The organism is Bacillus sp. FSL K6-2819 (assembly GCF_038008305.1).
Classification (GTDB): domain Bacteria; phylum Bacillota; class Bacilli; order Bacillales; family Bacillaceae; genus Bacillus; species Bacillus amyloliquefaciens.
On the sequence record NZ_JBBOYV010000001.1, the window covers coordinates 3,247,483 to 3,270,631 of the forward strand.

The 23,149-nt window shown below is 48.8% G+C and carries 27 protein-coding genes and 1 other RNA gene; 5 read left to right on the forward strand and 23 right to left on the reverse strand.

The window, feature by feature from the left end; translation table 11 throughout:
* Positions 1-67: 67 nt before the first annotated feature.
* The 3 genes from MHH91_RS17005 to csoR form a co-directional block, all read right to left on the reverse strand.
* Positions 68-2,503, reverse strand: a complete 2,436-nt coding sequence (locus MHH91_RS17005; RefSeq protein WP_014471018.1) for a heavy metal translocating P-type ATPase — start codon at positions 2,501-2,503, stop codon at positions 68-70.
* An 83-nt stretch (positions 2,504-2,586) separates the two neighbouring features.
* Positions 2,587-2,793 (reverse strand): copper chaperone CopZ, encoded by a 207-nt coding sequence (gene copZ / locus MHH91_RS17010; RefSeq protein WP_014471019.1) that lies wholly within the window; start codon positions 2,791-2,793, stop codon positions 2,587-2,589.
* Between the two features lie 70 nt (positions 2,794-2,863).
* The gene (csoR, locus tag MHH91_RS17015) at positions 2,864-3,163 is read right to left on the reverse strand and encodes a copper-sensing transcriptional repressor CsoR (RefSeq protein ID WP_014471020.1); all 300 of its coding nucleotides are present in this window, start codon (positions 3,161-3,163) and stop codon (positions 2,864-2,866) included.
* A gap of 137 nt (positions 3,164-3,300) precedes the next feature.
* Between csoR and MHH91_RS17020 the strand changes: the two genes are divergently transcribed.
* The gene (locus MHH91_RS17020) at positions 3,301-4,341 is read left to right on the forward strand and encodes an oxidoreductase (RefSeq protein WP_014471021.1); all 1,041 of its coding nucleotides are present in this window, start codon (positions 3,301-3,303) and stop codon (positions 4,339-4,341) included.
* Positions 4,342-4,385: 44 nt separating this feature from the next.
* Here MHH91_RS17020 and azoRB read toward each other — a convergent pair whose 3' ends face one another.
* From azoRB to MHH91_RS17070, 10 genes are all read right to left on the reverse strand, one after another.
* Positions 4,386-5,021, reverse strand: a complete 636-nt coding sequence (gene azoRB / locus MHH91_RS17025) for an FMN-dependent NADH-azoreductase AzoRB (RefSeq protein ID WP_003151719.1) — start codon at positions 5,019-5,021, stop codon at positions 4,386-4,388.
* 192 nt (positions 5,022-5,213) lie between these two features.
* Positions 5,214-6,542, reverse strand: coding sequence for an LLM class flavin-dependent oxidoreductase (locus MHH91_RS17030; protein WP_014471022.1), 1,329 nt, complete (start codon positions 6,540-6,542; stop codon positions 5,214-5,216).
* Positions 6,539-6,826, reverse strand: coding sequence for a glutaredoxin family protein (locus MHH91_RS17035; protein WP_014471023.1), 288 nt, complete (start codon positions 6,824-6,826; stop codon positions 6,539-6,541). The genes MHH91_RS17030 and MHH91_RS17035 overlap by 4 nt, the downstream gene beginning before the upstream one ends.
* A 12-nt stretch (positions 6,827-6,838) precedes the next feature.
* On the reverse strand, positions 6,839-7,846 hold the full coding sequence (locus tag MHH91_RS17040; protein ID WP_014471024.1) for an LLM class flavin-dependent oxidoreductase: 1,008 nt from the start codon (positions 7,844-7,846) through the stop codon (positions 6,839-6,841).
* The gene (locus MHH91_RS17045) at positions 7,843-8,622 is read right to left on the reverse strand and encodes an amino acid ABC transporter ATP-binding protein (protein WP_014471025.1); all 780 of its coding nucleotides are present in this window, start codon (positions 8,620-8,622) and stop codon (positions 7,843-7,845) included. The genes MHH91_RS17040 and MHH91_RS17045 overlap by 4 nt, the downstream gene beginning before the upstream one ends.
* Positions 8,619-9,326: an amino acid ABC transporter permease gene (locus MHH91_RS17050; protein WP_014471026.1), complete on the reverse strand. Its 708-nt coding sequence runs from the start codon at positions 9,324-9,326 to the stop codon at positions 8,619-8,621. Before MHH91_RS17050 ends, MHH91_RS17045 begins: the two co-directional genes overlap by 4 nt.
* A 15-nt stretch (positions 9,327-9,341) precedes the next feature.
* Positions 9,342-10,064, reverse strand: coding sequence for an amino acid ABC transporter permease (locus MHH91_RS17055; protein WP_014471027.1), 723 nt, complete (start codon positions 10,062-10,064; stop codon positions 9,342-9,344).
* Between the two features lie 22 nt (positions 10,065-10,086).
* Positions 10,087-10,899, reverse strand: a complete 813-nt coding sequence (locus MHH91_RS17060; protein WP_014471028.1) for an amino acid ABC transporter substrate-binding protein — start codon at positions 10,897-10,899, stop codon at positions 10,087-10,089.
* A gap of 25 nt (positions 10,900-10,924) precedes the next feature.
* A complete protein-coding gene (locus tag MHH91_RS17065) occupies positions 10,925-11,734 on the reverse strand; it encodes an amino acid ABC transporter substrate-binding protein (protein ID WP_014471029.1) in 810 nt (269 codons plus the stop codon).
* A complete protein-coding gene (locus MHH91_RS17070) occupies positions 11,731-12,273 on the reverse strand; it encodes a GNAT family N-acetyltransferase (protein ID WP_014472268.1) in 543 nt (180 codons plus the stop codon). Before MHH91_RS17070 ends, MHH91_RS17065 begins: the two co-directional genes overlap by 4 nt.
* A gap of 150 nt (positions 12,274-12,423) precedes the next feature.
* Between MHH91_RS17070 and MHH91_RS17075 the strand changes: the two genes are divergently transcribed.
* Entirely contained in the window at positions 12,424-13,317 is an 894-nt protein-coding gene (locus tag MHH91_RS17075) for a LysR family transcriptional regulator (protein ID WP_014471031.1), read from the forward strand.
* A 44-nt stretch (positions 13,318-13,361) separates the two neighbouring features.
* On the opposite strand, the gene MHH91_RS17080 is transcribed toward MHH91_RS17075, so the two are convergent.
* The 8 genes from MHH91_RS17080 to MHH91_RS17115 form a co-directional block, all read right to left on the reverse strand.
* Positions 13,362-14,156: an SDR family NAD(P)-dependent oxidoreductase gene (locus MHH91_RS17080; RefSeq protein ID WP_340978238.1), complete on the reverse strand. Its 795-nt coding sequence runs from the start codon at positions 14,154-14,156 to the stop codon at positions 13,362-13,364.
* 113 nt (positions 14,157-14,269) lie between these two features.
* Positions 14,270-14,572 (reverse strand): barstar family protein, encoded by a 303-nt coding sequence (locus MHH91_RS17085; protein WP_014472270.1) that lies wholly within the window; start codon positions 14,570-14,572, stop codon positions 14,270-14,272.
* 74 nt (positions 14,573-14,646) lie between these two features.
* Positions 14,647-15,009, reverse strand: a transfer-messenger RNA (tmRNA) gene (ssrA, locus tag MHH91_RS17090).
* Between the two features lie 167 nt (positions 15,010-15,176).
* The gene (smpB, locus tag MHH91_RS17095; protein WP_003151688.1) at positions 15,177-15,647 is read right to left on the reverse strand and encodes an SsrA-binding protein; all 471 of its coding nucleotides are present in this window, start codon (positions 15,645-15,647) and stop codon (positions 15,177-15,179) included.
* Positions 15,648-15,785: 138 nt separating this feature from the next.
* A complete protein-coding gene (gene rnr, locus MHH91_RS17100) occupies positions 15,786-18,119 on the reverse strand; it encodes a ribonuclease R (protein ID WP_014471033.1) in 2,334 nt (777 codons plus the stop codon).
* Between the two features lie 18 nt (positions 18,120-18,137).
* Positions 18,138-18,878, reverse strand: a complete 741-nt coding sequence (locus tag MHH91_RS17105; protein WP_013353626.1) for an alpha/beta hydrolase — start codon at positions 18,876-18,878, stop codon at positions 18,138-18,140.
* A 117-nt stretch (positions 18,879-18,995) separates the two neighbouring features.
* Complete coding sequence (gene secG / locus MHH91_RS17110) at positions 18,996-19,226, reverse strand: preprotein translocase subunit SecG (RefSeq protein WP_013353627.1); 231 nt, start codon at positions 19,224-19,226, stop codon at positions 18,996-18,998.
* 123 nt (positions 19,227-19,349) lie between these two features.
* A complete protein-coding gene (locus MHH91_RS17115; RefSeq protein WP_087920807.1) occupies positions 19,350-19,535 on the reverse strand; it encodes a helix-turn-helix domain-containing protein in 186 nt (61 codons plus the stop codon).
* Between the two features lie 196 nt (positions 19,536-19,731).
* Between MHH91_RS17115 and MHH91_RS17120 the strand changes: the two genes are divergently transcribed.
* From MHH91_RS17120 to MHH91_RS17130, 3 genes are all read left to right on the forward strand, one after another.
* Positions 19,732-20,142, forward strand: a complete 411-nt coding sequence (locus MHH91_RS17120) for a helix-turn-helix domain-containing protein (RefSeq protein WP_013353628.1) — start codon at positions 19,732-19,734, stop codon at positions 20,140-20,142.
* Between the two features lie 24 nt (positions 20,143-20,166).
* Entirely contained in the window at positions 20,167-20,598 is a 432-nt protein-coding gene (locus MHH91_RS17125) for a helix-turn-helix domain-containing protein (protein WP_013353629.1), read from the forward strand.
* Between the two features lie 81 nt (positions 20,599-20,679).
* Positions 20,680-20,997, forward strand: coding sequence for a winged helix-turn-helix transcriptional regulator (locus MHH91_RS17130; RefSeq protein ID WP_013353630.1), 318 nt, complete (start codon positions 20,680-20,682; stop codon positions 20,995-20,997).
* 84 nt (positions 20,998-21,081) lie between these two features.
* Here the strand turns inward: MHH91_RS17130 and MHH91_RS17135 are convergent, their stop codons facing one another.
* Positions 21,082-22,485: a sensor histidine kinase gene (locus tag MHH91_RS17135; RefSeq protein WP_014472272.1), complete on the reverse strand. Its 1,404-nt coding sequence runs from the start codon at positions 22,483-22,485 to the stop codon at positions 21,082-21,084.
* Positions 22,476-23,138 (reverse strand): response regulator transcription factor, encoded by a 663-nt coding sequence (locus tag MHH91_RS17140; protein WP_013353632.1) that lies wholly within the window; start codon positions 23,136-23,138, stop codon positions 22,476-22,478. The genes MHH91_RS17135 and MHH91_RS17140 overlap by 10 nt, the downstream gene beginning before the upstream one ends.
* Between the last annotated feature and the right edge of the window lie 11 nt (positions 23,139-23,149).

Here is a 23,149-nt window from a genome sequence, read left to right on the forward strand (position 1 = left end):
CATATAAGTGTTTTCTATATTATATGCAGGTTTTGAATAAAGTGTCAATAAAAAAACAAAACAGGCCTCAGCCCATTTTGTCTTTTTTCACCTTCTGTAAACGCAAAGCATTAAGGACGACCGATACCGAGCTGAACGCCATGGCAGCGCCTGCCACCCACGGGGCTAAAAAGCCGGATGCCGCAATCGGAATGCCGATGCTGTTGTAGCCCAATGCCCATCCTAAATTCTGCTTGATGTTTCTCATGGTGAGTCTGCTCATGCCGATGGCGTCGGCAATGCCGTTCAAGTCTCCGCGGATCAGCGTAATATCAGCCGCTTCCATCGCGATATCGGTGCCGGTGCCGGTGCCGATGGCCATTCCTATATCGGCCGTGGCCAGCGCCGGAGCATCATTGATACCGTCGCCGACCATCGCCACACGCCGGCCTTCTTTTTGCAGCCGGGAAATCTCTTCTGCCTTTTGTTCGGGAAGCACTTCGGCAATCACGCTGCTGATGCCCGCTGCTTTTGCAATGGCTTCCGCCGTCTTTTGGTTGTCACCGGTCATCATTATGACGTCCAGACCCATATCCTTCAGGCGTTTCACTGCGGCGCGGGATGTTTCTTTGATTGTATCGGCGACTGCGATAAGCCCCGCCGCTTTGCCGTCAGCCGCAATAAGCATGACCGTTTTTCCCTCCGCCTCTAATCGGGACATGTGCGGAATCAGTGCCTCATGATCAATGTGTTCTGATTCCATCAGCCGTCTTGATCCGGCAAGAATCGTTCTGCCGTCGGCCTCGGCGTATATTCCCGAACCGACCCTGGCTTGAAAACGGGTTATTTTCGGTATGGAAATCCCCCGTTTTTCGGCTCCTGAAACGATGGCTTCTCCAAGCGGGTGCTCCGATCCCGTTTCGGCGGCAGCCGCCAGCCGCAGGAGTTCCTCTTCGTTCATTCCCGCTGCCGGTACGGCGTCTGTCAGCACCGGTCTGCCGTTTGTCACCGTTCCTGTTTTATCGAGTACGATTGTCGTCAGGCGCTGTGTCTTTTCTAAATGCTCTCCGCCTTTAAAGAGAATGCCGAATTCAGCGGCACGGCCGGACCCCGCCATAATGCTCGTCGGAGTGGCGAGCCCGAGGGCACACGGACAGGCAATGACAAGCACGGCAATGAATTTGCCGATCGCTTCAGAAAACTGGCCCGGCGCCGCCCATACATACCAAATGAGAAAAGTCAGCACGGCCAGCCCCAGCACAATCGGGACGAAAATGCCGGAAATGTGATCCGCGAGCCGCTGAATGGGCGCTTTTGATCCTTGGGCTTCTTCCACGATTTTAATAATGTGTGCAAGCGCGGTATCCTTCCCGACATTAACCGCTCTGATTTTGAGAAAGCCGTTTGCATTGATCGTCGCCCCGGTGACGGTGCTTCCCGGAGACTTATCGACAGGCATGCTTTCTCCCGTAATCATCGATTCATCAATCGCGGAATGGCCTTCAATCACCTCGCCGTCCACAGGGACGCGTTCTCCCGGTTTCACATATACGATGTCCCCAGCCAGGACCTCATCAATCGGAATCACCTGTACCTTGCCGTCCCGCTCAACCGCCGCCGTCTTCGCCTGAAGCTTCATTAACTTTTTAATCGCTTCTGATGAGCGGCCTTTCGCCTTCATCTCCAAAAACTTTCCAAGCAAAATCAAAGTCAGCAAAATGGCGCTCGTTTCATAATAAAGCCCCTCAACATGGCCGTTTCGTCCGAGAGATGCAATCGTCATGTACAGACTGTACGCGTAAGCGGCCGTTGTACCGAGCGCAACGAGAACATCCATATTGGCGCTTTTATTTCTCAGCGCCTTGTACGCTCCTGTATAAAAAGGCCAGCCGATGATGAGCTGCACCGGGGTGGCAAGCGCGAATTGCAGCCATGGGTTCATCAGGATATCAGGCATCCAGATAAAAGAAGTAAAAGAAAAATGGCTGACCATCGACCATAAAAGCGGAAATGAGAGCACGGCAGAAAACACCAGCCTGATCAGCAGTTTACGCTGTTCTTTCTCCTTTTGGGACAATCCGCCGTCTTGGCCGCCCGTTTCCTTATCTTCTAACCGGTAGCCGAGTTTTGCCACAGTCTCTTTCAGCTCTTTCGGTGTCACCTCTTTCGGATTGTATTCAACGGTGACCGTTTCCAGGGCGAAATTCACCGGCGCGCTCTCAACACCCTCTATTTTGTTCAGGCGCTTTTCAATCCGATTGGCGCAGGCGGCGCACGTCATGCCTTCAATCTGGAAATCGGCTTTTTCGGTAACGACGTGATAGCCTAGTTTTTCAATTTTATCTTTTATGGCGCTAGCTTCGATTTTGTCAGGCTGATAGGAAATGTTTGAGGTTTCAAGCGAAAGATTGACGGAAGCTTCATTGACGCCGTCCATCCGTTTCAGCCCTTTTTCAATTCTTGAAGCGCAGGCGGCGCACGTCATGCCTCCTACTTGAATGGTCATCTCTTTCTGTTCACTCAATGCCCTCACCTCTTCTCACAAACCCCAGGGGGGTATAAATATGATAAAAGAAAACCGCGCCCGTTCCCGAAGCGCGATAACCCCTATACGACGTCATAACCCTGATCTTCAATCGCGTCTTTTATATCGGATACGGAGACTTTCTTCTCATCAAACGTCACATCCACCTGTCCGGCTTCCAAATTCACCTGAACCGCCGTCACTCCGTTCAGTTCTCCTACTCCGGTCTCTACTGCTTTGACGCAATGCTGGCAGGACATGCCTTCCACTTGCAGCGTTTTTTGTTCCATGATAAATCCCTCCACATCTTGTTTTTTCTTTTCTATGTTACCATACCCCTGTAGGGTATTTCAAAACATTTTATTTCATTTTTTTCACGACATCCAGCAGCTCGGCAATCGCCTGCTCCCCGTTTCCGCTCTCGATGGCGCCGGCTACGCAGTGATGGGCGTGATCTTCCAGCAGATGAAACGCGACCTTCTGCATGGCCGCCTGTACGGCTGAAATCTGCACGAGAATATCCACGCAATATCGTTCATTCTCCACCATATTCTGAATACCCCTGACTTGGCCTTCAATCCGTTTCAGCCGGTTCAGAATCTGGTCTTTTTCCTTGGCGCTTTTATGATTTAACGATTGATGTTCGGTATGTTTGTCCATTTTTCACCTCGGTTTTTTCTTCGTTATCTTCATTATACAGTCTTGAAAAACCGGTGTAAAAAAATTTCAACACACAAGTTTTACCAGCGCGTATATAGGGTACATAAGGTTATCACATATCAAGAGGGGGCAATTCATTGAAAACGATACAGGTTGGCATATTGGGATATGGTTTGTCAGGGAAAGTCTTTCACGCACCGCTTTTGGACGTCCTTGATGATTATCAGATCAAAAAAGTCATGACCTCCAGAACCGAGGAGGTCAAACGTGATCTGCCGGAGACTGAAGCCGTGCGCACGATTGAAGACATTACCGGTGATCCTGACATTGATCTTGTCATCGTCACGACACCGAGCGGAATGCATTATGAATCAGCAATGAAATGTCTTCTTGCGGGAAAACACACCGTCGTGGAAAAACCGATGACGGCGACTTCGGCTGAAGCTGAGGAGCTGAGAAGAACGGCTGAAGATAAGGGCGTCTTACTGAGCGTGTATCACAACCGTCGCTGGGACAATGACTTTTTAACGATTCAAAAGCTGATACAGGACGGAGCGCTTCAAGATATTCATACATATCAAGTCAGCTATGACCTATACAACCCGGTTGTACAGGAAAAATGGCGCGAAAAAAGCGGACCCGCCACGGGCACGCTTTACGATCTCGGTTCACATATCATTGACCAGACACTTTTGCTTTTCGGAATGCCGGAATCCGTCACGGCACATGTGATGAAACAACGTGACAACAGTGAAACCGTCGACTGCTTTCTAGCCGCGCTTCATTACGGCAAGCTTCAGGTCATTCTTCAATCCAGTTCAATGAATGCGGCCAGCGGTCCACGCTATCAGATTCACGGACGGAATGCAAGCTTTATCAAATACGGAAAGGACGGACAGGAAGAGGCGCTTTCAGCCGGCCAAAAGCCGATTGACGACAGCTGGGGCGCCGATGACCCTGACAACTTCGGAGAGCTGACAATCGCAGCGGATGAAAAAAGGCATACAGAAACAATCCCCTCTGAGAACGGCTCTTACCTTACGTACTACAAACTGCTGGCGGACAGCATCTTAAACGGAAAACCGCTTCCCGTTACGGCAAAAGAAGGCATCGATGTCATCCGTGTCATTGAAGCGGCGATGAAAAGCAGCGAGCAAAAACGGACGATTGCCCTTTAATATAAAAAACCTCCCTGCCGACGGCGGGGAGGTTTTTTTTAAGATCAGAATGATTTTCCGGCTTCTTTCGCGCGGGCAATCGCATCTTCTTTAATTTGCTGTGCTTTATTCGGTTCAGCATTATGACCTTCAACGATTAAGCCGTCAAAAGAAGGAACGCCGAAGAAGTTCATCATGATGCCGATGTAACGGTGGCCCATTTCCATGTCAGCCGCCGGTCCTTCAGAATAATAGCCTCCGCGCGCCTGAATGTGGAGCGCTTTTTTGTCTGTCAAAAGACCGATCGGGCCTTGTTCTGTATATTTGAATGATTTTCCGGCTACAGCTACAGAATCAAGGTACGCTTTCATAACAGGCGGGAATGAGAAGTTCCAAAGCGGTGTAACGAATACGTATTTGTCAGCAGATGCGAATTGATCGCTCAACTCGTTCAGACGGCCGACTTTCGCTTTTTCATTTTCAGAAAGCTCTTCAAAACCTGTGCCGGATTGAAGTTTTCCCCAGCCGCTGAATACATCCGCGTCGATATGAGGAATGTTCTCTTTGTAAAGGTCGATATGTACAACCTCATCATTCGGGTTTGATTCTTTATAAGAATCGATAAACGCTTTTCCTGTCGCCATGCTGTAAGATGTCTTTTCATCATGAGGATGAGCAGTGATATAAAGTACTTTTGCCATTGTAAACAGCCCTTTCTTATTCAAATTACACACACATTTATTATGAAATATGAATGTTTTTTTATACTGATCAACTCTGTAATAATTATAGTTACAAAAAAATCTTTTAGCAACTATAATATCTTGAAATCAGTATATTTTTTTAGAAAGTCTTTAATATCAAGATTCCAAGCAGCCGAAAAAGCAGAAACCTCAGTTTCTGCTCAAAATCGGATTGGGTTTGCAGACCGGAATATCCAATCCAAGATTCCCCCGCAGTGTATCCGCCGGATAGCTTTTTCGGTACAGCCCCTTTTCCTGAAGGATCGGTATGACATGATCCACAAAGGCTTCAAGTGTGCCCGGGATGTCAGATTGAATGATAAAGCCGTCCGCGGCCTCTGCCTGAAACCATGTTTCAATTAACGACGCCACCCCTTCCGGTGTGCCGATAAAGAGGGTTCGCGGAAACGCGGCTTCGCGCGCCACTTGACGCAGCGTAAGATTCCGGGCTTTCGCATCTCTTTTGATGCGGTCTGTCGTGCTTTGAAACGCGTTTTTCCCGATGTCGCCCAAATCAGGGAACGGCTCATCCAGCGGAAAACGGCTCAGATCATAATCGTCAAAGAATCTGGCCACATATTTAACGGCATTCTCTATCGGAATCAGCTCGGCGAATTCCTGATATTTCGCCTCTGCTTCTTCTTGTGAGCCGGCTATAATCGGACTGATTCCCGGAAAGATCCGCAGCTTCGAAACATCCCGGCCGTAATCCGCCGCCCGCTTTTTCACATCATCATAAAAGGCTTTCGTTTCTTCAAGTGAACTGGAATGTGTAAAAATTGCATCGGCATTCCGAGCGGCAAACGCCCGGCCGCTTTCTGAAGATCCCGCTTGGAAAACGACCGGCTCTCCCTGTTTGGAACGGCCGATATTCAGCGGGCCCTCCACTTGAAAATACTCACCTTTGTGATACAGTCGATGCAGTTTGTCAGGATCAAAAAACTGCCCGGTTTCTTTGTTGCGGACGAACGCGTCTTCTTCCCAGGAATTCCACAGACCGCGCACCACATCCACATGTTCCTGGGCGATGGCGTAGCGCCGGCTGTGGTCGGGAAGGCTTTCTTTGCTGTGATTGCGCGCCGCTCCCGCCTGCGGAGAGGTGACGAGATTCCAGCCCGCCCGGCCGCCGCTGATATGGTCAAGAGACATCAGCTGTCTGGCGATGGTGAACGGCTCAGTGAATGATGTGGAAAAAGTGCCGATTAAACCAAGATGGGTTGTAGAAGCGGCAAGCGTCGATAAAATAGTGATCGGCTCAAACCGATTTAAAAAATGCGGGATGGATTTTTCAGAAATGAACAAGCCGTCTGCAATAAAAGCGAAGCTGAACAGCCCTTTTTCAGCGGTCTCTGCTTTTTGTTTGTAAAACGCCACATTCGTGCTTGCTGACGGATCAACCTCGGGATGACGCCAGCCGTCCGTTGTGCCGCCGACACCGTGAATCATGGCACCGAATTGAATGAGATCCGTCCGGCTCATTTTCTCTCCCCCTTTATTTCCTTATAATCGGCAAGCGCCCGTTCTACATGTTCAATGCCGACTTGAGTAACGGCCTGATACACACGGCTGTCACCGCTGCCGATTTCAACGACGGGGACATGGCGGATGCCGTACTTAGTCTGAAGCACGTCACGCAATTCGTCCCGCTCTGTCACATCAATTGTTTCGTAAGCTATGGCTTTTTCCCGCAAATATCCTTTCACTTCATCGCAATATGCGCAGCCCTTTTTGCTCCAGACCACTACGTTTACTTCATGACTCATGCTCCATACCTCCTATAATTGTGCGGCCGGCTGGACCGCTTCGCTTAACAGCCGGTAAGACAATCGTTTTTCTTCGGCGTTTTTGATAGGCGACAAAATCACAAAATCGGTAATGCTGTATTGAACCGATAATCGTCTCAGCGCGGCGGCGTTTTCTTCTTTTGTTCCTGCGAAGACACCGGTTTTTTGTGTGATCAGCTTATAAGGCTGTGTGACTTTTTCAAGAAACGCATCCGCTTGTTCTCTGGAACTCACATTCACCTTTTTGCCGTCCTTGAGAATGATTTTGACCGATTCACGCGATACCACGTGTTTTTCCGCTTCTGCTTTCGTATGCCCGGTAAATACCATCGGCGCGAGGTGGAATTCCGCTTTCGACCCTTTCGGCAGATGCTCGTCAAAGGCTTGACGCGCTTTTTCTAAGGCAGTCTCTTCACCGTTTATGAAATAGGCGAAAACGAAGGAAATGCCGAGTTTGGCCGCTGACACCGCGCTTTCTGTGCTGCCGCCGAGCAAAAAGATGTCCGGCGCATACTCGGTATGCGGAGTCGGCCGCAATGACGCGTATCGGTGCGCGGCCGGAAAATCATTACGGATGAAATGAGTCAGCTCTTCAAGCTTTTCCTCAAATAAACGGGCGGGCTGCGCAAGCTCCCGCTGCAACGCATCGGTTGACAGCTGAAATCCGCCGGGCGCTTTGCCGACACCGAGCGCCACACGGCCGGGGGCAAGGGCGGACAAAACCCGGAACTGCTCCGCCACTTTATAAGGGCTGTAATGCTGCAGCATCACCCCGCCGGACGCGAGGCGGATTTTTTTCGTGCTTGCGGCAAGATACCCCAGAACAATTTCCGGCGCCGAGCCCGCTATCTCTTCATTGTTATGATGCTCCGCTGCCCAGAAACGGTCATACCCGTATTGTTCGGCCTCCTGGGCCAATTTCACCGTTTGCCGCAAGGCTTCTTCTGCGGTTTGATTTTCCGCGGTGACACTTTGGTCTAAAATGCTTAAACGAATCATACGACAGGCTCCTTTATGTGTTCTTTTATGTCATAACCGTAATCGGGAAGAACGCGGCGGAGGAACTTCTTCGTTCTTTCTTTTTTCGTCTTATAAAAGACTTCCTCAGGCGTGCCCTGTTCCACGATTGCCCCTTCATCCATAAACACAATTTGGTCGGAAACTCTTCTGGCGAATTCCATTTCATGTGTGACAATGATCATGGTGGCGCCGGTCCGCACAATGTTAAGCATCACCTCAAGCACTTCGCCGACAAGCTCTGGATCGAGGGCAGCGGTCGGTTCGTCAAACAGCATCACATCAGGATGAATGGCAAGCGCTCTGGCAATGCCGACCCGCTGCTTCTGGCCCCCTGACAGCTGATTCGGATAGGCGTGCAATTTATCCTTAAGCCCAACCTTAGCCAGTTCCCGCTCCGCAATGGCGTACGCATCTGTTTTTTTCATTTTCCTTGCGACCGTCAGACCTTCCATGACATTTTGAATCGCCGTTTTATGCGAAAACAAATGATATTGCTGAAATACCATCGCTGTCTGTTTCCTCAGTCTGAGAATGTCTTTTTTGGCGGGCTTTTTGCAGTTAATGACTTCGCCGTGTACAGAAATGGCGCCCTCATCCGGCCTCTCAAGTAAATTAAGGCAGCGCAGAAACGTGGTTTTCCCAGAACCGCTCGGACCGATGATGGTCACGACTTCTCCTTTTTGCACACTTAAATTGATTCCTTTTAACACATGATGACTGCCAAAATGTTTCTGAATGTTTCTTATTTCGATCATACTGCGCCTCCTTGATATCTGGCTGCCCTTTTTTCCGCCAGACTGTTTACGGCCTCGAGAATCAGCGTTAACCCCCAATAAATCACGGCCGCCCCGATAAATGCTTCCAGAAACGCATAGTTATCGGATGCGGCAATCGTCGCCGTTCCAGTAATTTCAGGCACTGCAACGATTGCCGCGATTGAAGTGGTATGCAAAAAACCGATGCCTATGTTGGTGAAGTTCGGCAGTGATATCATGAACGCCTGCGGCAGAATCACGCGCCGGATCATCTGGCCCCGCGTCAGGCCGATTGAATAGGCCGCCTCCGCCTGCCCCGTATCGACAGCCATAATCCCCGACCTGAGAATTTCCGTCATATAAGCGCCTGCCGTTAATGACAGTGCCATGATGACAAACACGGCAACCGGAATCTGATTGGCTGACCAGCCGAGATGGAACTCACGGCTGAAGTGGTCGGCAATAAGCGGAACCCCTAAATAAATCAGCATAATATGGAGAATCGCAGGGGTGCTTCGGAAAAAAGACACGTAAAACGCTGAGAAGGCAAACAGCCATTTGATGCGGAACACACGCACCGTTATATTGCCGAGAGCTATGAAGAACCCGGCGATAATCGGAATGACCGTCATCGCCAATGTAAGCGGAACGGTTTTCATCATTTCTTTTATCGCAGTGCCGATAAACGGAATGTCCAGCTCCAATGTTCTCCCTCCTTTTTAACCGTGCGAGCTCATGTCAAAAACCGTCACAAGCCGCGTCTCATCTTTCTTGATTCGTTTTTCGGCCCATCTGAAGACACATTCAAATAAAAGGGCGGCTGCATAATACAGAACAGAAAGCGAGATATACACTTCAAGAGAATGATTGCTCGATGTAATCAAGGTCTGTCCTCTGCCCGACATATCCATCACCCCGATTGAAAAAGCGAGTGACGTATCTTTTAAGAAACCGATCACCATATTCCCGATGTTGGGAAAGGCCTGCAAAAGCGCCTGCGGAAGAATGATGCGCCGGAATGTCTGCCCCCCGTTCAGCCCGATGCTTAAAGCCGCCTCCGTCTGCCCGGCGTCGACGCTGTTCACACCTCCCCTGATGATTTCCGCCGCTCTTGCCGCACTGCTCAGCGCGTATGTGGCAATGGCCGCATACAAAGGATCCATTTTGGAGGTATCAATTCCGCCGAGCGCCGTGAGCGCCGGAATGCCGTAAAATACAATGAAGAGCTGCACCATAATGGGCGTTCCTCTGAAAAAAGAGATATACAGCTTCGCGAGCGGATTCAAAACGGGAATGCGATAGATGCGGGGCAGAGCCAAAAGCAGCCCCAATAGAAAGCCGAACAGCAAAGACACCGCCAATATATACAGCGTGACGGGCAGATACCCGAGCAATGTCGGCACAAAGGACGCGATCATACTGACATCAAACGCTTTTTCCATTGCCGATCCCTCTCTTTTTCACTTAATATTGTTCCTTTGAATAATCCGCGCCGAGCCACTTTTCACTCAGCTTTTTGAGCGTGCCGTCGTCAATGATTTCCTTGAGGGCTTTATCAATGTCATCACTCAGCGTTTGTTCATTTTTGTTAAACATGAAGAACACTTTGGCATTTGACAGCACCCCGCCGACCGTTTTTTCTTTGACCGCGCTCGTTTTGTTTTGAAAATCGACGGCAAACGGCGTAGAAATCGTCGCATCTGCGCGGCCGGATTTCAGCTGATTGGCCGCGTCGTTGGAGCCTTGGCCCGCATAGGCGATGTCAAACGGGCTGCCGTGTTTTTCATTCCATTTCTTCAGCACAAGCGCTCCGTTTGACGTCGGACTTGTAATGACCCGCTTTCCTTTCAAGTCATCAATGCCGGTAATGTTCCCGTTATCTTGGAGCACCGTGATTTTCAGCGGAAAGTTGTTATACGCGACTTGATTGAACAGAAATTTTTTCTCCCGTTCGGCGCTTTTCTCCATTTGATGGGCCACGATATCGACTTTATGCTGGCCGAGGCTGACAAGCAGGTTGGAGAAATCCATCGTTTTAAAGGTGAAGCGATAGTCCGGCAGGCGTCTGTCAAGCTCTTTCACCAGCTCGACGTCATAGCCCGTTAAATTGCCTTTATCATCAATAAAGCAAATATTCGGGAATTGAGTGCCGGTGCCGACCGTGATGTTCTTCACGTTTTTCTGATTGCCTGATGCCGCTTCCCCGCCTGCGCTGCAAGCTGATAACGCCGCTGTTGCGGCAATTGTTAATGACATGACCGCCAGTCTTATTTTCATGTGATCGCCCCGTTTTCTGCTTCAATTATTTAGTGAAACTTGATTTTGAATAATCAGCACCGAGCCATTTTTTGCTCAGCTTTTTCAATGTGCCGTCCTTCTCCAGCTTTTGAATCGCGCGATCCGTATCGTCCGCCAAGGTTTGGCTGTTTTTATTGAACATAAAATACACCTCGGTATCCAGCAGCACATCACCGACCGTCTTTTGTTTGAACGCGTGTGTCTTATTTTGAAAATCGACGGCAAACGGCGTGGCTACGGTGGCGTCAGCGCGTCCCGTCTCAATTTGGTTCGCTGTGTCATTGCTGCCCTGCCCGGCGTATTTCAAACGGATCGGGCTGCCGTGGGTTTTGTTGTATGCCGTCATATAATCCGCCGCATTTGACGTCGCGCCGACGATGACGGTTTTCCCTTTTAAATCCCGGAGTGTGTGTATCGTGTTATTATCCGCCTTCACCGTGATGTACATCGGCGAGTAGTTATAAGGGATTTTGTGATATAAAAAGCGTTTTTCCCGTTCCTTGTTTTTCGCCATATTGTGTGCGATCACATCAATTTTCCGGTTTCCGAGACTTGTGAGCAGATTCGAAAAATCCATCGTCTTAAAGACAAATTTGTATTGCGGCAGCTGTTTATCAATGGCTTTCATCACTTCGATGTCATAGCCGGTCAGCTCGCCTTTTTCATCCATAAAAGCAATGTTCGGGAAATCAGTTCCCGTGCCGACAACGACGGTCTGCACGCCGCTCCCGGCTTTCGTGCTTTCTCCTTGTCCGCACCCGGCCAGCGCGCTAAGCAGCAGGAGCAGACAACCGGCTCTGATTCGTTTTTTCATGATTTCGCCCAGCTCGGTGTGCCTAACAGCGAGGCGTCAAACCGCTCCGGTATGAGCACCTTTCTCATCATGACCCCGATATCTCCGTCTTTCTCCTGCTCAAAATACGCTTCATAGCCTCTCCGTCTGTACATATCAACAAGCCAGGGATGCTTGCGCGCCGAGGTGCCGAGCGTTAATGCCGGGGCCTTCAGCGTATCCCGCAGCACGTGTTCCTCCACATAAGTCAAAAGTTTGCTGCCGATGCCCTGCCCCTTCAGTTCAGGGAGTGTCGCAAACCACCAGACAAACGGGTATTTTGACGGAGGCGTGTCACTTTCCCACGGAAAACGGATCGTAATTGTTGAAAGAAGCCGACCGTCCCGTTCCAGCACGACGGCTGAATGATTTTCAATATTTTCTGTTACCATATCAATGTCCGCCCGCGCCGACGGCCAGTCAATCTCCAAATTGCGGATCGGCTGAAACGCGCTGTACAGCAGCTCTAAAAACTCCGGCGCATCCTTCTTCTCAGCCAATCGAAAAATGTCTTCACTCATTCCGGTCACTCTCCCCCATAAATATATAATTCCAATTTGTTTACTGAGCTTTAATTGTTTATACTATAAAGCAAACTGATTCTTTTGACTAATCAAAAAAAGTAAAGGGAAGGTTCAAGAAAATTAATGAACAGCCGGGAGGGGATGTCGTTGGAATTACGCACCATTAAAACGTTTCATACTATCGTACAGTCAGGCAGCTTTTATAAGGCCGCCGAAATTCTTAACTATTCACAGCCGACGATTTCAATGCGGATTAAACAGCTGGAGCAGGATGTAGGCGCGCAGCTGTTTGAACGGGGAAAGAAGCTGAAGCTGACAAGAGCGGGGCGGCTGTTTCACGAGCGTGCCGGGCAGCTTCTCGCGCAATACGAAGTGCTTGACCATACTCTGGCCGATATCAGACAGGGGCAGGCAGGCCTTATTCAAATCGGCATATCCGAACCGACGGCAAGCCTGATCTTCCCTGCCGTGCTGCGGGGCTTTTTAGATGATTATCCTGACATGTCAGTCAATGTCAGTGTGGACGATGCCAATACATGCAGCCGCAAACTGCTGGAAGGCGCCATTGATTTTGCCGTTTGCGGCGAGCCAGAGCTGATTCTGGAAAATTATTTCGATCCGTTTTTCCATGACTCGCTCAATGTCATCGTATCCGACAGACATCCTCTAGCCGCCAAAACAAGCGTCAATCTCGAAGATTTAGAAAATGAATGTCTGATCTTCACGCCTGCTAATTGTCCGATTCGGATTCAAATCGAACAGCACCTGCAGCGGGCCATCGGCAGCCGCTATCGAAAAATGGAGCTGACCAGCAGCATGGCTCATCAATACTATGTCAGGGAAAATATCGGCGTCTCGATCTTTACGGCGACGGCGCACTCGGAGCCGATCAGGGGCACGAAGGTCATTCCAATCGATAACTTAACGATTTCACCGCCGGTCGGGCTGTTGACAAACCAAAAGGAAGAGCATTTTGACTGTGCCACAAAAGATTTAATCAGCAGAGTGATCAGCCGGTTTCACCAGTGTGATCCGCATTAAAAAAACCCCCGCTTCACTTTGCGGGGGTTTTTTGTATGTTCATCTTATATAATGCTCCGCACCAATCCGCCGTCGATCCGCAATGCAGATCCGTTAATGGCTGACGACAGCGGGCTGCTTAAAAAGGCGACAAAGTGAGCGATCTCTTCCGGGCGGATCAATCGCTGAATGATGGACGTCGGACGATTTTCCTTCATAAATCGTTTTTCCGCCTCCTCCGCGGTCAGGTTTTCACCGGGATAAAGCGACTCCAGCATCGTTTCGACGCCCTCTGTTTTCGTCGAGCCGGGCATAACCGTATTCACCGTCACATTCGTCCCTTCCGTGAGTTCGGCCAGACTGCGTGACAGCGACAGCTGCGTCGTTTTCGTGGCACTGTAATGGGCCATTTCCTGAGAAGGCATGACGGCCGCTTCACTCGCGATAAAAATCACCCGCCCTTCCTTCCGTTCAATCATCCGCTTTGCATACTGGCGTGTCAGACGTACGCCGCTCATGATATTCACCTCGAAAAACCGGAGCCATTCTTCATCTGGAATATCAAAGTATTCCGCAGGTTCAAAAATTCCTAAATTGTTGATAAGACTATCCACATCCGGGTACTGCTGAAAAATCGCGCCGCATCCTTCCGCCGTGCCTAAATCGAAGGCGGCCGGGTAGAGACGGGCATCCGGCGTCTGTTTCTCTAATTCCCGAATTGTTTCGTTTACCTTTTCTTCACGGCGGCCGTTAATGATCACCGCCGCACCTTCCGCAATCAGAGAAGCCGCAATCGCCTTCCCGATGCCTGACGTCGATCCCGTCACAAGCGCCGTCTTCCCTTTCAACTGCAAATCCATCATCCATTCCTCCCTATCACAAGTTCTTCTTATATATGGTCAGAAATCGAAAGCCTGAAACCTTCCGTCCCTATTATCGGATAGAAAAATGGATGAGGGGAAGTACGCACTTTTTAGTGCCTGTCCGTTGTCCCGGCTGACGGCTGCTCAATTTGAATGAAAAATTCACCATCTAACTCTTCCTGAGCCTTTTTTAATATCCTTAATACATCATCAGCATCCGAACCCAATTCCTTCTGACTGGTCTCAAAATTCTTCCACACCAAAGTCGGTGGAAATTCTATCCAGCCTGTCAGACAATCCCATAAGGCATTCAGATTTTCACCATAATAGTCCGGGAAATCTAATTCATCTTTTAAGATTCGGTGTAAAACTTCTATACTTGTAACATCTTTTCCGTCTATGATAACTTTCATATCAATTGCTCCTTTATTTCAGCATGAAAAAACCGCAGTGCGGTCATATGACGGCACTGCGGTTTTTGTGTTATGTATGGAGACGGTGGGAGTCGAACCCACGTCCAGAAACATCGATTACTTAAGCGTCTACGAGCGTAGCCTGCATATTTCGTGTTTCACTCGTCTTCGTGCCTGCGGGCGGGCCTTCCGAGAGCTAGTCTGTCAGTCTCTTCTTACGTTCTCAGACGGGAACGCAAGCGTAGCCTACTTAGATGTGCTCTTCACGGACACATAGGCAATGTCAGGAAGAGCTCGCTGCGTTTATTAGGCAGCTAGTGCTAAGTTTTGGTTAAAACTTTTAGTTTTGCCAGTTATATTTAGGTGCGTGTTAACGAGATCGCCTCTCGGCTCGCAGCTCAAGCTCGATCCATCCCTGTCGAATCCGTAACGTCCCCTTGTTAAGGGTATACGGGAGATCTATCAAGCTCTTGCGCAACTGGCTGTACTGTTATTATATCATGACCACAGACAAATTCAATTGGGAATTACTTCAATAAACAGCCTGTGAATCTGATGTGTGAACAGTATAGCATAGGGCAGTCATCACATCAAGGCTCACGCATCAGAAGCCTTTTTGTCTGTCTCTGAACGCTCTTTCGATTTCTCTTTTAGCGTCTTTTCGTTTTAAATCTTCGCGTTTATCGTATGTTTTCTTCCCTTTACCGAGGCCGATTAATACTTTGGCAAAGCCGTTTTTCAAGTACAGCTTCAGTGGCACGAGGGAATAGCCCTTCTCTTTAGTCAGGCCGATCAGCTTATTGATTTCTTTCCGGTGCATCAAAAGCTTTCTCGTCCGGAGCGGGTCGTGGTTATAGCGGTTTCCCTGCTCGTACGGGCTGATGTGCATATTGTGGAGGAACACTTCGCCGCGCTCGATTTTCGCAAAGGAATCCTTCATGTTCACGCGGCCGGCGCGGATGGACTTAATCTCCGTCCCCTGCAGCACGATGCCTGTTTCATAGGTTTCTTCTATAAAGTAATCATGATTTGCTTTTTTGTTTTGTGATAATACTTTGCCTGATCCTTTTGGCATGCCTTATCCTCCTCTCTCCGCAAAAACCGTTCTGTGTGCGATACGCTTTATTTTAGCAAATGGAGCGTTCCGCGACAATGAAAATGCGGCTTGCGAAAGAAAGCAAACAGAGCATTTTGCCCCATTTGCTTTTCGCATTTACTTCTTCTTTTTGCGTTTTTGTTTCGGCGCGTTTTGGAAACCGCGTTTTTTCTTTTTCTTCTTCGGTTTTGTAAACCATTCCCCTTTTTCCTCCGATTTCGGCGGTGAAGCCGGGGTATTGCTGTTTAATACACGTTTCCGCGCCGGTCTGCCGCGTTTTCTGCGGTCGCCTGTTGTTTCTCTCGGACGGCGGGTGCCTTTCATGCCGACAATTTCAAAGTCGATGTTTCTCTCATCTTTATTGACGTCCACGACCTTGACCGTGATTTCATCCCCGATCCGGTAAACGTTGCCCGTGCGTTCGCCGATCATGGCGAAATGCTGTTCATCAAAACGGTAATAATCATCCGTCATAAAGCTGACGTGCACAAGCCCTTCAATCGTATTCGGCAGCTCGACGAACATTCCGAAATTCGTGACGGAACTGATCATGCCGTCAAACTCCTCGCCGATTTTATCAAGCATATATTCCGCTTTTTTCAGATCGTCCGTTTCCCGCTCTGCGTCAACGGCGCGCCGTTCCATCGTTGACGTATGGTCAGCGATTTCCGGGAGGCGTTCGGCCCATTTTTCTTGAGTTGCTTCGTCCGATTGTCCGTTGATCAAATACGTTCTGATCAGTCTGTGAACGATTAAGTCAGGATAACGGCGGATCGGCGATGTGAAGTGTGTATAAAATTCAGTCGCCAGCCCGAAATGGCCCAAGCTTTGCGGGTCGTATTTCGCCTGCTTCATGGAACGGAGCATGACTGTTGAGATCACTGTTTCTTCCGGACGGTCCCGGACTTCGTCAAGAATGCTTTGCAATGCGCGCGGATGAATGTCTCCGGCTGTCCCTTTGACGATATAACCGAATGTCGTGACGAACTCCAGGAACTTTTGCAGTTTTTCAGCGTTCGGCTCTTCGTGAATCCGGTAAATAAACGGCACGTTCATCCAATGGAAGTGTTCGGCCACCGTTTCGTTTGCGACAAGCATGAATTCCTCAATCAGCTTTTCGGCTACTGAGCGTTCTCTGATGACGACGTCCTTTACGGCGCCTTCCTCATCGACGAGCACCTTCGCTTCTTTAAAATCAAAATCCACGGCGCCGCGGTTCATCCGTTTCGCCCGGAGAATTTCCGCCAGGCGTTCCATGTCTTTAAACATCGGGACGAGCGGCTCATATCTTTCTTTCAGCTCAGCGTCGTCTTCTGTGAGGATTCGGTTGACATCTGAATAGGTCATTCTTTCCGTCGTTTTGATGACGCTTTGGAAGATCTCGTGCTCCGTCACCTGTCCCTGCTGGTTGATTGTCATTTCGCAGGAAAGCGTCAGGCGGTCGACCTTCGGATTTAAAGAACAGATTCCGTTAGACAGCCTGTGCGGGATCATCGGGATGACCCGGTCTACCAAGTACACGCTTGTCCCTCTTTCCAGCGCTTCTTTATCAATCGGGGAATTCTCCGTGACGTAATGGCTGACGTCGGCAATATGGACGCCGAGCTTGTAGCTGCCGTTATCAAGCTTTGTCACGGTGACGGCGTCATCGAGATCCTTCGCATCCGCGCCGTCAATGGTGACAATGACCTGATCACGGAGATCACGGCGGTCTTTTATGTCTTTTTCATCGATGGTGTCGGGCGTACTTGTTGCCTGCTCCATCGCTTCGGCCGGAAAGTCTCCCGGCAGGCCGTGCTTATGGATGATTGATAAAATATCAATGCCCGGGTCATTTTTATGGCCGAGTATTTCAACGATTTCTCCTTCGGCGTTCATTCTGCCTTCAGGATAGCTTGTCAGTTTCACGACGACTTTATGGCCTTCCGCAGCGCCGTTATTGGCATGTTTCGGAATAAAAATATCGCTCGTGATTTTTTTATCATCCGGAATGACAAAGCCGAAGCTTTTCGTTTCTGTGTATGTGCCCACGACGCGGTCTATGCTTCTTTCCAGAATTCGGATGACAGTGCCTTCCTGTCTCGATCCGCTTGACTGGGAGTTGAGCCGCACCATGACGATATCGCCGTTCATGGCCGTATTCAGCTCATTCGGCGGAATAAACACGTCGCTTAATGAGGTATCTTCCGGCAGCAGAAACGCGAAGCCCTTGGCATGCGCGGAAATTTTTCCTTTTACTAAATTCATTTTTTCCGGAAGCCCGTAGCGGTTGCTTCTGGTGCGGACGATCTGACCCGTCTCCTCGAGCGCCACCAGCGCTTTTACCAGCTCTTTAAATTCTTCGGCTTCCGTGATGTTCAGCATCTCCTCAAGTTCCTGAACGGTAAGGGGCTTGTACGCCTCTTCCTTCATGAACGAGAGAAGACGGTCCATAAACGCTTCTTTTTCCATTATCCGACCTCCTGTTTGTTACCAATCGAGTTTCTCTAAAAATTCGTACACATCCTGATGAACGAGGTCCCGTTCTTTGTCCAGCGTAATGACATGTCCTGACTCTTCATACCATTTCAGCTGTTTGTCGTCCGTTTCCACCTCGTTGTAAATGATGTTTGCACTTTCTGTATTAATCATATGGTCATGCCGTGCCTGAACCACAAATGTCGGGGAATAGATCATGTCGACGTTTTTGCGCACATCGGCAATCAGCTCCTGAAGCGATTTGAGCGTATTCATCGGCGTTTTTTCAAACTCCTTCATTTCTTTTTCAATCTGCTCCGGCTGTTTTCCTTCGAATTTCTTATAATTGCGCGCGTAGGAGAGAACTCCTTCGTACATAACCTCTTCACTTTTAATGTGCATTGGCGCACACATAGGTACAATTCCCTTTATGGGTACAGTGTAACCCAATTTCAATGAAAAAACCCCGCCAAGCGACAGTCCGCAGGCCGCAATGTTTTCATAGCCTTCAGACCGTAAATACTCATAACCGTCCATGACGTCTTTCCACCAATCTTTTGGTCCCGTATGTACCAGCTCTTCCGGCGGAACGCCGTGCCCTTTATATTGAGGCGCGTGGCAAGTGTAGCCGCGCTCATTCAAGTAGCGGCCAAGCATTCTGACATCTGCCGTATTTCCCGTAAATCCGTGCAGCAGAAGCACCGCTTTGTCTCCGCCTTTAAATGTAAATGGTTTTGGTGTCACAATTTTCATGCTCATAACCCCTTTTTTGCACATTCAATTTAGTTTTCCACAGTTTTGCGAGAAACAAACGCGGTCTCTCAACAAGAAAAAGGCCTGATATTAATCAGACCTTATACAAACATTGCCTTATACGATATACGCAAGCGAAATCGTTAACACGAAAAACAAGACTGCCAGCACAACGGTTGTGCGGTGAAGAATCAGATCAAGGCCCCTTGCTTTCTGTTTTCCGAAAAGCTGCTCCGCCCCGCCTGAAATCGCACCCGATAAACCGGCGCTTTTGCTGGATTGAAGCAATACGACAATAATAAGTGCAATACTGACGATAACCAATAAAGTAATCAATAATGTGTGCATCCCATACACCTCCAGACTGACTGGCCTACATTGCTTCTATTTTACATGAAAAGCAAAGGCATGTCACGCCGTATCGGTACACATCATGTCAGAAAAAACGGAAATGTGTTTGTCTTTCAATTGTTATTGACTTTTGTCAACAAAGTCGTAGTAAAAAAGATCTTCAAATTTCATGTCAAAGTAATAGAGCATTTTTCCGATGACCAGCTGGCCCGGCCTCCGCTCTCCATTCAGTACACGGCTCAGTGTGGCGGGAGATATTCCGATCTCCAGGGCGAGCTGGTTTAACGAGTAGTCATTATTGACCATATATTGCAGCACATAATCTCTTCTGATCTGTATCTTTTCGACCACTTTCTTCACCTTCCGTTCTGTCAAATACTTTCTTTCTTATACATAACCATACGGCTTTTGTTAACTTTTGTCAATACTTTTCCAGCCTTCCTATTCCCTTTAGTCAATAAACATACTAGAATATAAATAGACCGCGGGAGGGGGAGAGATTGTGGAAAGCTTCGGGAAACAATTACGGACATTGCGGGAAAAACGGCATCTGACAGTGAACCAGCTGGCAACGTATTCAGGCGTCAGTGCCGCGGGAATCTCGCGGATTGAAAACGGCAAACGCGGGGTGCCGAAACCTGCAACCATTAAAAAGCTCGCAGATGCGTTAAAAATCCCGTACGAGGAACTGATGCAGACGGCGGGATACATAGAGACCGTTCAGGAAACGGGAGTCTCGTACGACACGGGCTGCACCTTGCTGGAAAAAGCCGAAACGTATGAGTTGCATGATTTATCCCTTTTGGAGCGGGAGAACTGGCGGCACCTGTCGAAAGAAGACCTGGTTCTGCTAGATAAATACTTTGCGTTCTTATCCGCGGAAGCCAAAAAAAGAACAAATGAAGACTCATGACTTTGCACATGTGAGGCGATCCTAATGAACACATTCGGAAAGCAATTAAGAGAGCTGCGCCGCGCCCGGAAGCTTACCGTTAATCAGCTTGCCGTCTATTCCGGCGTCAGCTCGGCGACCATTTCAAGAATTGAGAACGGGCACCGCGGCATTCCTAAACCCGCGACCATTAAAAAATTGGCGGACACATTAAAAATTCCGTACGAGGAGTTAATGGCGCGGGCCGGACACATCAAGTCATTTCAGGAGGAAATCCGCGAGGCCCCTGAGAGCTATCAATCCATATACGCAATCTATCAGACGGCCGTTGCCAGAGGCGCGGAGCATCTGCCGCTGTTTGATAGCAAAAAATGGCAGCACTTCACAAAAGAAGATATTGAAAGCGTCAGCAAATACTTTGATTTTATTGCGGCTGAAGCGAAAAAGCGCTCCCCGGATTCCTCATCCTCTTTTTGAAACCCTCCCCAACTTAACAAACGCCAGACATACGTTCCCTCGGATTTTGCGGTATAATAGCAGAAGACGAGGTGAAAAAGCATGAAGCAATCAGAAATGTGCCCCAGATTTGAAAAGGCAGTCGACATCTTGAGTAAACGCTGGGTCGCTCTTATCGTCTTTCAGCTATTGAACGGACAGCAGCGCTTCAGTGAGATTGAGGCAGCGCTTCCGAATTTAAGCGGCAGAGTTCTGTCAGAAAGGCTGAAAGAACTTGAAACAGAAGGTGTGATCAAACGGGAAGTCATTCCGGAAACGCCTGTCCGCATTGAGTATTCTTTAACGGAAAAAGGCTGCGCATTAGCCCCTATTTTAGAGGAAATTTCCAAGTGGTCTTCACAATGGATTGATCCTTCCTGATAAAATCTTTTCCGCATAAGCGGCTGGTCTCTCAAACGGACAGCCGTTTTTATTTTTTCCTTTCTTAAACAGGAAAACAAGCCCTTATGCGTGCAGGGCTTGTTTTTGTCTGATGCCTTCCAGCGGAATTCGGATCTCCGCCCGGGCACCTCCAGACTTCTTATTTTCAAGTATCAATTCCCCGTGATGAAGATGTACGACATGATGGGCGAATGTAAGCCCCATGCCGTGATGCCCCGCCGAATGTCTGCTTTTATCTTCCGTGTAAAAAAGCTGTGTCGCTTTTTTCAGCGCTTCCTGCGAGAACCCGCTTCCGCTGTCGGATACGGCAATACTGAGTGCGTTATCGGTGCATAGGACGTCCACACGGATTTCTCCTCTTTCCGGCGTGTAGTCGACGGCATTCGCCGCGATATTCATGACCGCCCTGCGGAGCAGTTCTTGATCAATCGGCGCTTCTTTTCGGTCAATGCCCCGCTCACTGAGGACGAGATCAATCTGTTTCGGCCCCGCAAGCGCCGCCGCGTCACGATATATGTTTTTAGCCCACTCTTTGAGATCGGTATATTCCAGATGAACAGCAACTGCCTCCTCCGCTTTGGAAAGCTGAATCAGCTGCCCGACATATTGCTCGATTTTGTTTCCGGCATCAAGGATATACTGCGTGTATTCCGTCTGCTCCTCATCAGGTTCTGTTAACTGAAGCAGCTCGGCATTTCCTTTAATAATCGTTGCCGGAATTTTAATATCATGCGCAAGCGCGCCGATCTGTTCCTTTTTTATCCGCTCCGCCTCCCATTGTGCCGCCAGAGATGCCTGAAGCGCGTCTTTCATTTTCAGCAGAGAGTCAATGACATAGTCAAATTCCTTTATCCGCGGCCTTTTTGGATTGATATTTAAATTCTGTTTTTGAATGCTTGCCGTGATGGAACTGAGTGTGCTGAAATGCCGTCTCAGCTGATTGGCGAATCGCGTCGTCACGATAAATACGGTTAACAGAAGCAAAGTGATCAGAATGGCAAGACCCGTCCATTCATAATTCGGCAGATAGCGCCTTAGTAGCGGCGACTGAAATTCCGACCTGAGTGAATATTGGAGAACGCAATATTCATTTTTCCGATCAACCACCATGAATCCTTTTTGAGCATAATTAAAATACGGCTGATGCTGGATCTTTTTTCTGGCGTTGGCCGCGTCTTTTTCCGTCATCGTTCCTTTCGTCATCCGCTTTGTTTTTTTATCAAAAACGGCGTATGTCATACCTTCAGGGATCATGTCTTCTGTTATCTTTTCCGCCGATTTCAGGCGGGGCTTGATTTGTTCCGCCTCATGCTCGCTGTAATTTGCCGGCAGGATCGCTCCGGCATTCAGGGCAATGGCATTTAAGGCGACGCATAATGCCGCCACTCCCATCGTGCTCAGACACAGCGTGATGGTAAATTTGACAAGCTCTTTGCGGATGCTGGATTTTCCTTTTGCTATTCCCATTTGTATCCGACACCCCACACCGTTTTGATCGGATCAGCCCCGTGTTCTTTACATTTTTTCCGGATGGTTCTGATAAACTCCGTAATGGTTGAATAGAGCGCATCGCCGTCCAAGCCGTACACTTCCTCGTAAATCTGCTCCCGTGAGAATGTTCTGTTTTTATGCTGTGCCAGAAATTCTACGATTTTATATTCGTTTTTCGTAAGAGGCAGTTTCCGGTCATCCAACCATACTTCTTTATTGTCAAAATCAAACATGAAGCCTGATATCAGACGTTTCGTCTGACGCTTTTCCCGACTTTCCCTTCTGACATGCGCGTTTACCCTTGCCATCAATTCTTTTACGCCGAACGGCTTTGTGATGTAATCATCAGCGCCTGTCATGAGTCCTTTCACAATGGATTCTTCGTCAGACTTTGCCGTTAAAAACAGGATCGGGCTGTCCACCAGCGGCCGAATCCTCCGGCAGAGTTCGATACCATCCGTTCCGGGCATCATGACATCAAGAAGAATCAAATCATAGCCTTGAAAAAAATCCAATGACTGATCTTCCGCTTTTTCCAGAATCGTTACTGTATGCTGATCACGCTGTAAAATGTTTCTGATCAGAACGAGAATATCTTTTTCATCATCTACCGCTAAAATGTTTGCCACCGGCCGAATCG

What these genes read in the sequence shown, in the direction of transcription:
- secG (WP_013353627.1), bottom strand. Translation starts at nt 19,226, where the DNA reads ATGCACACATTATTGATTACTTTATTGGTTATCGTCAGTATTGCACTT.
- MHH91_RS17115 (WP_087920807.1), bottom strand. Translation starts at nt 19,535, where the DNA reads ATGGTCAATAATGACTACTCGTTAAACCAGCTCGCCCTGGAGATCGGA.
- rnr (WP_014471033.1), bottom strand. Translation starts at nt 18,119, where the DNA reads ATGGAAAAAGAAGCGTTTATGGACCGTCTTCTCTCGTTCATGAAGGAA.
- MHH91_RS17135 (WP_014472272.1), bottom strand. Translation starts at nt 22,485, where the DNA reads ATGGGAATAGCAAAAGGAAAATCCAGCATCCGCAAAGAGCTTGTCAAA.
- MHH91_RS17035 (WP_014471023.1), bottom strand. Translation starts at nt 6,826, where the DNA reads ATGAGTCATGAAGTAAACGTAGTGGTCTGGAGCAAAAAGGGCTGCGCA.
- MHH91_RS17130 (WP_013353630.1), top strand. Translation starts at nt 20,680, where the DNA reads ATGAAGCAATCAGAAATGTGCCCCAGATTTGAAAAGGCAGTCGACATC.
- MHH91_RS17085 (WP_014472270.1), bottom strand. Translation starts at nt 14,572, where the DNA reads ATGAAAGTTATCATAGACGGAAAAGATGTTACAAGTATAGAAGTTTTA.
- smpB (WP_003151688.1), bottom strand. Translation starts at nt 15,647, where the DNA reads ATGCCAAAAGGATCAGGCAAAGTATTATCACAAAACAAAAAAGCAAAT.
- MHH91_RS17065 (WP_014471029.1), bottom strand. Translation starts at nt 11,734, where the DNA reads ATGAAAAAACGAATCAGAGCCGGTTGTCTGCTCCTGCTGCTTAGCGCG.
- azoRB (WP_003151719.1), bottom strand. Translation starts at nt 5,021, where the DNA reads ATGGCAAAAGTACTTTATATCACTGCTCATCCTCATGATGAAAAGACA.
- MHH91_RS17070 (WP_014472268.1), bottom strand. Translation starts at nt 12,273, where the DNA reads ATGAGTGAAGACATTTTTCGATTGGCTGAGAAGAAGGATGCGCCGGAG.
- MHH91_RS17040 (WP_014471024.1), bottom strand. Translation starts at nt 7,846, where the DNA reads ATGATTCGTTTAAGCATTTTAGACCAAAGTGTCACCGCGGAAAATCAA.
- MHH91_RS17055 (WP_014471027.1), bottom strand. Translation starts at nt 10,064, where the DNA reads ATGGAAAAAGCGTTTGATGTCAGTATGATCGCGTCCTTTGTGCCGACA.
- MHH91_RS17105 (WP_013353626.1), bottom strand. Translation starts at nt 18,878, where the DNA reads ATGAAAATTGTGACACCAAAACCATTTACATTTAAAGGCGGAGACAAA.
- MHH91_RS17080 (WP_340978238.1), bottom strand. Translation starts at nt 14,156, where the DNA reads ATGGATTTGCAGTTGAAAGGGAAGACGGCGCTTGTGACGGGATCGACG.
- MHH91_RS17030 (WP_014471022.1), bottom strand. Translation starts at nt 6,542, where the DNA reads ATGAGCCGGACGGATCTCATTCAATTCGGTGCCATGATTCACGGTGTC.
- MHH91_RS17045 (WP_014471025.1), bottom strand. Translation starts at nt 8,622, where the DNA reads ATGATCGAAATAAGAAACATTCAGAAACATTTTGGCAGTCATCATGTG.
- MHH91_RS17125 (WP_013353629.1), top strand. Translation starts at nt 20,167, where the DNA reads ATGAACACATTCGGAAAGCAATTAAGAGAGCTGCGCCGCGCCCGGAAG.
- copZ (WP_014471019.1), bottom strand. Translation starts at nt 2,793, where the DNA reads ATGGAACAAAAAACGCTGCAAGTGGAAGGCATGTCCTGCCAGCATTGC.
- MHH91_RS17060 (WP_014471028.1), bottom strand. Translation starts at nt 10,899, where the DNA reads ATGAAAATAAGACTGGCGGTCATGTCATTAACAATTGCCGCAACAGCG.
- csoR (WP_014471020.1), bottom strand. Translation starts at nt 3,163, where the DNA reads ATGGACAAACATACCGAACATCAATCGTTAAATCATAAAAGCGCCAAG.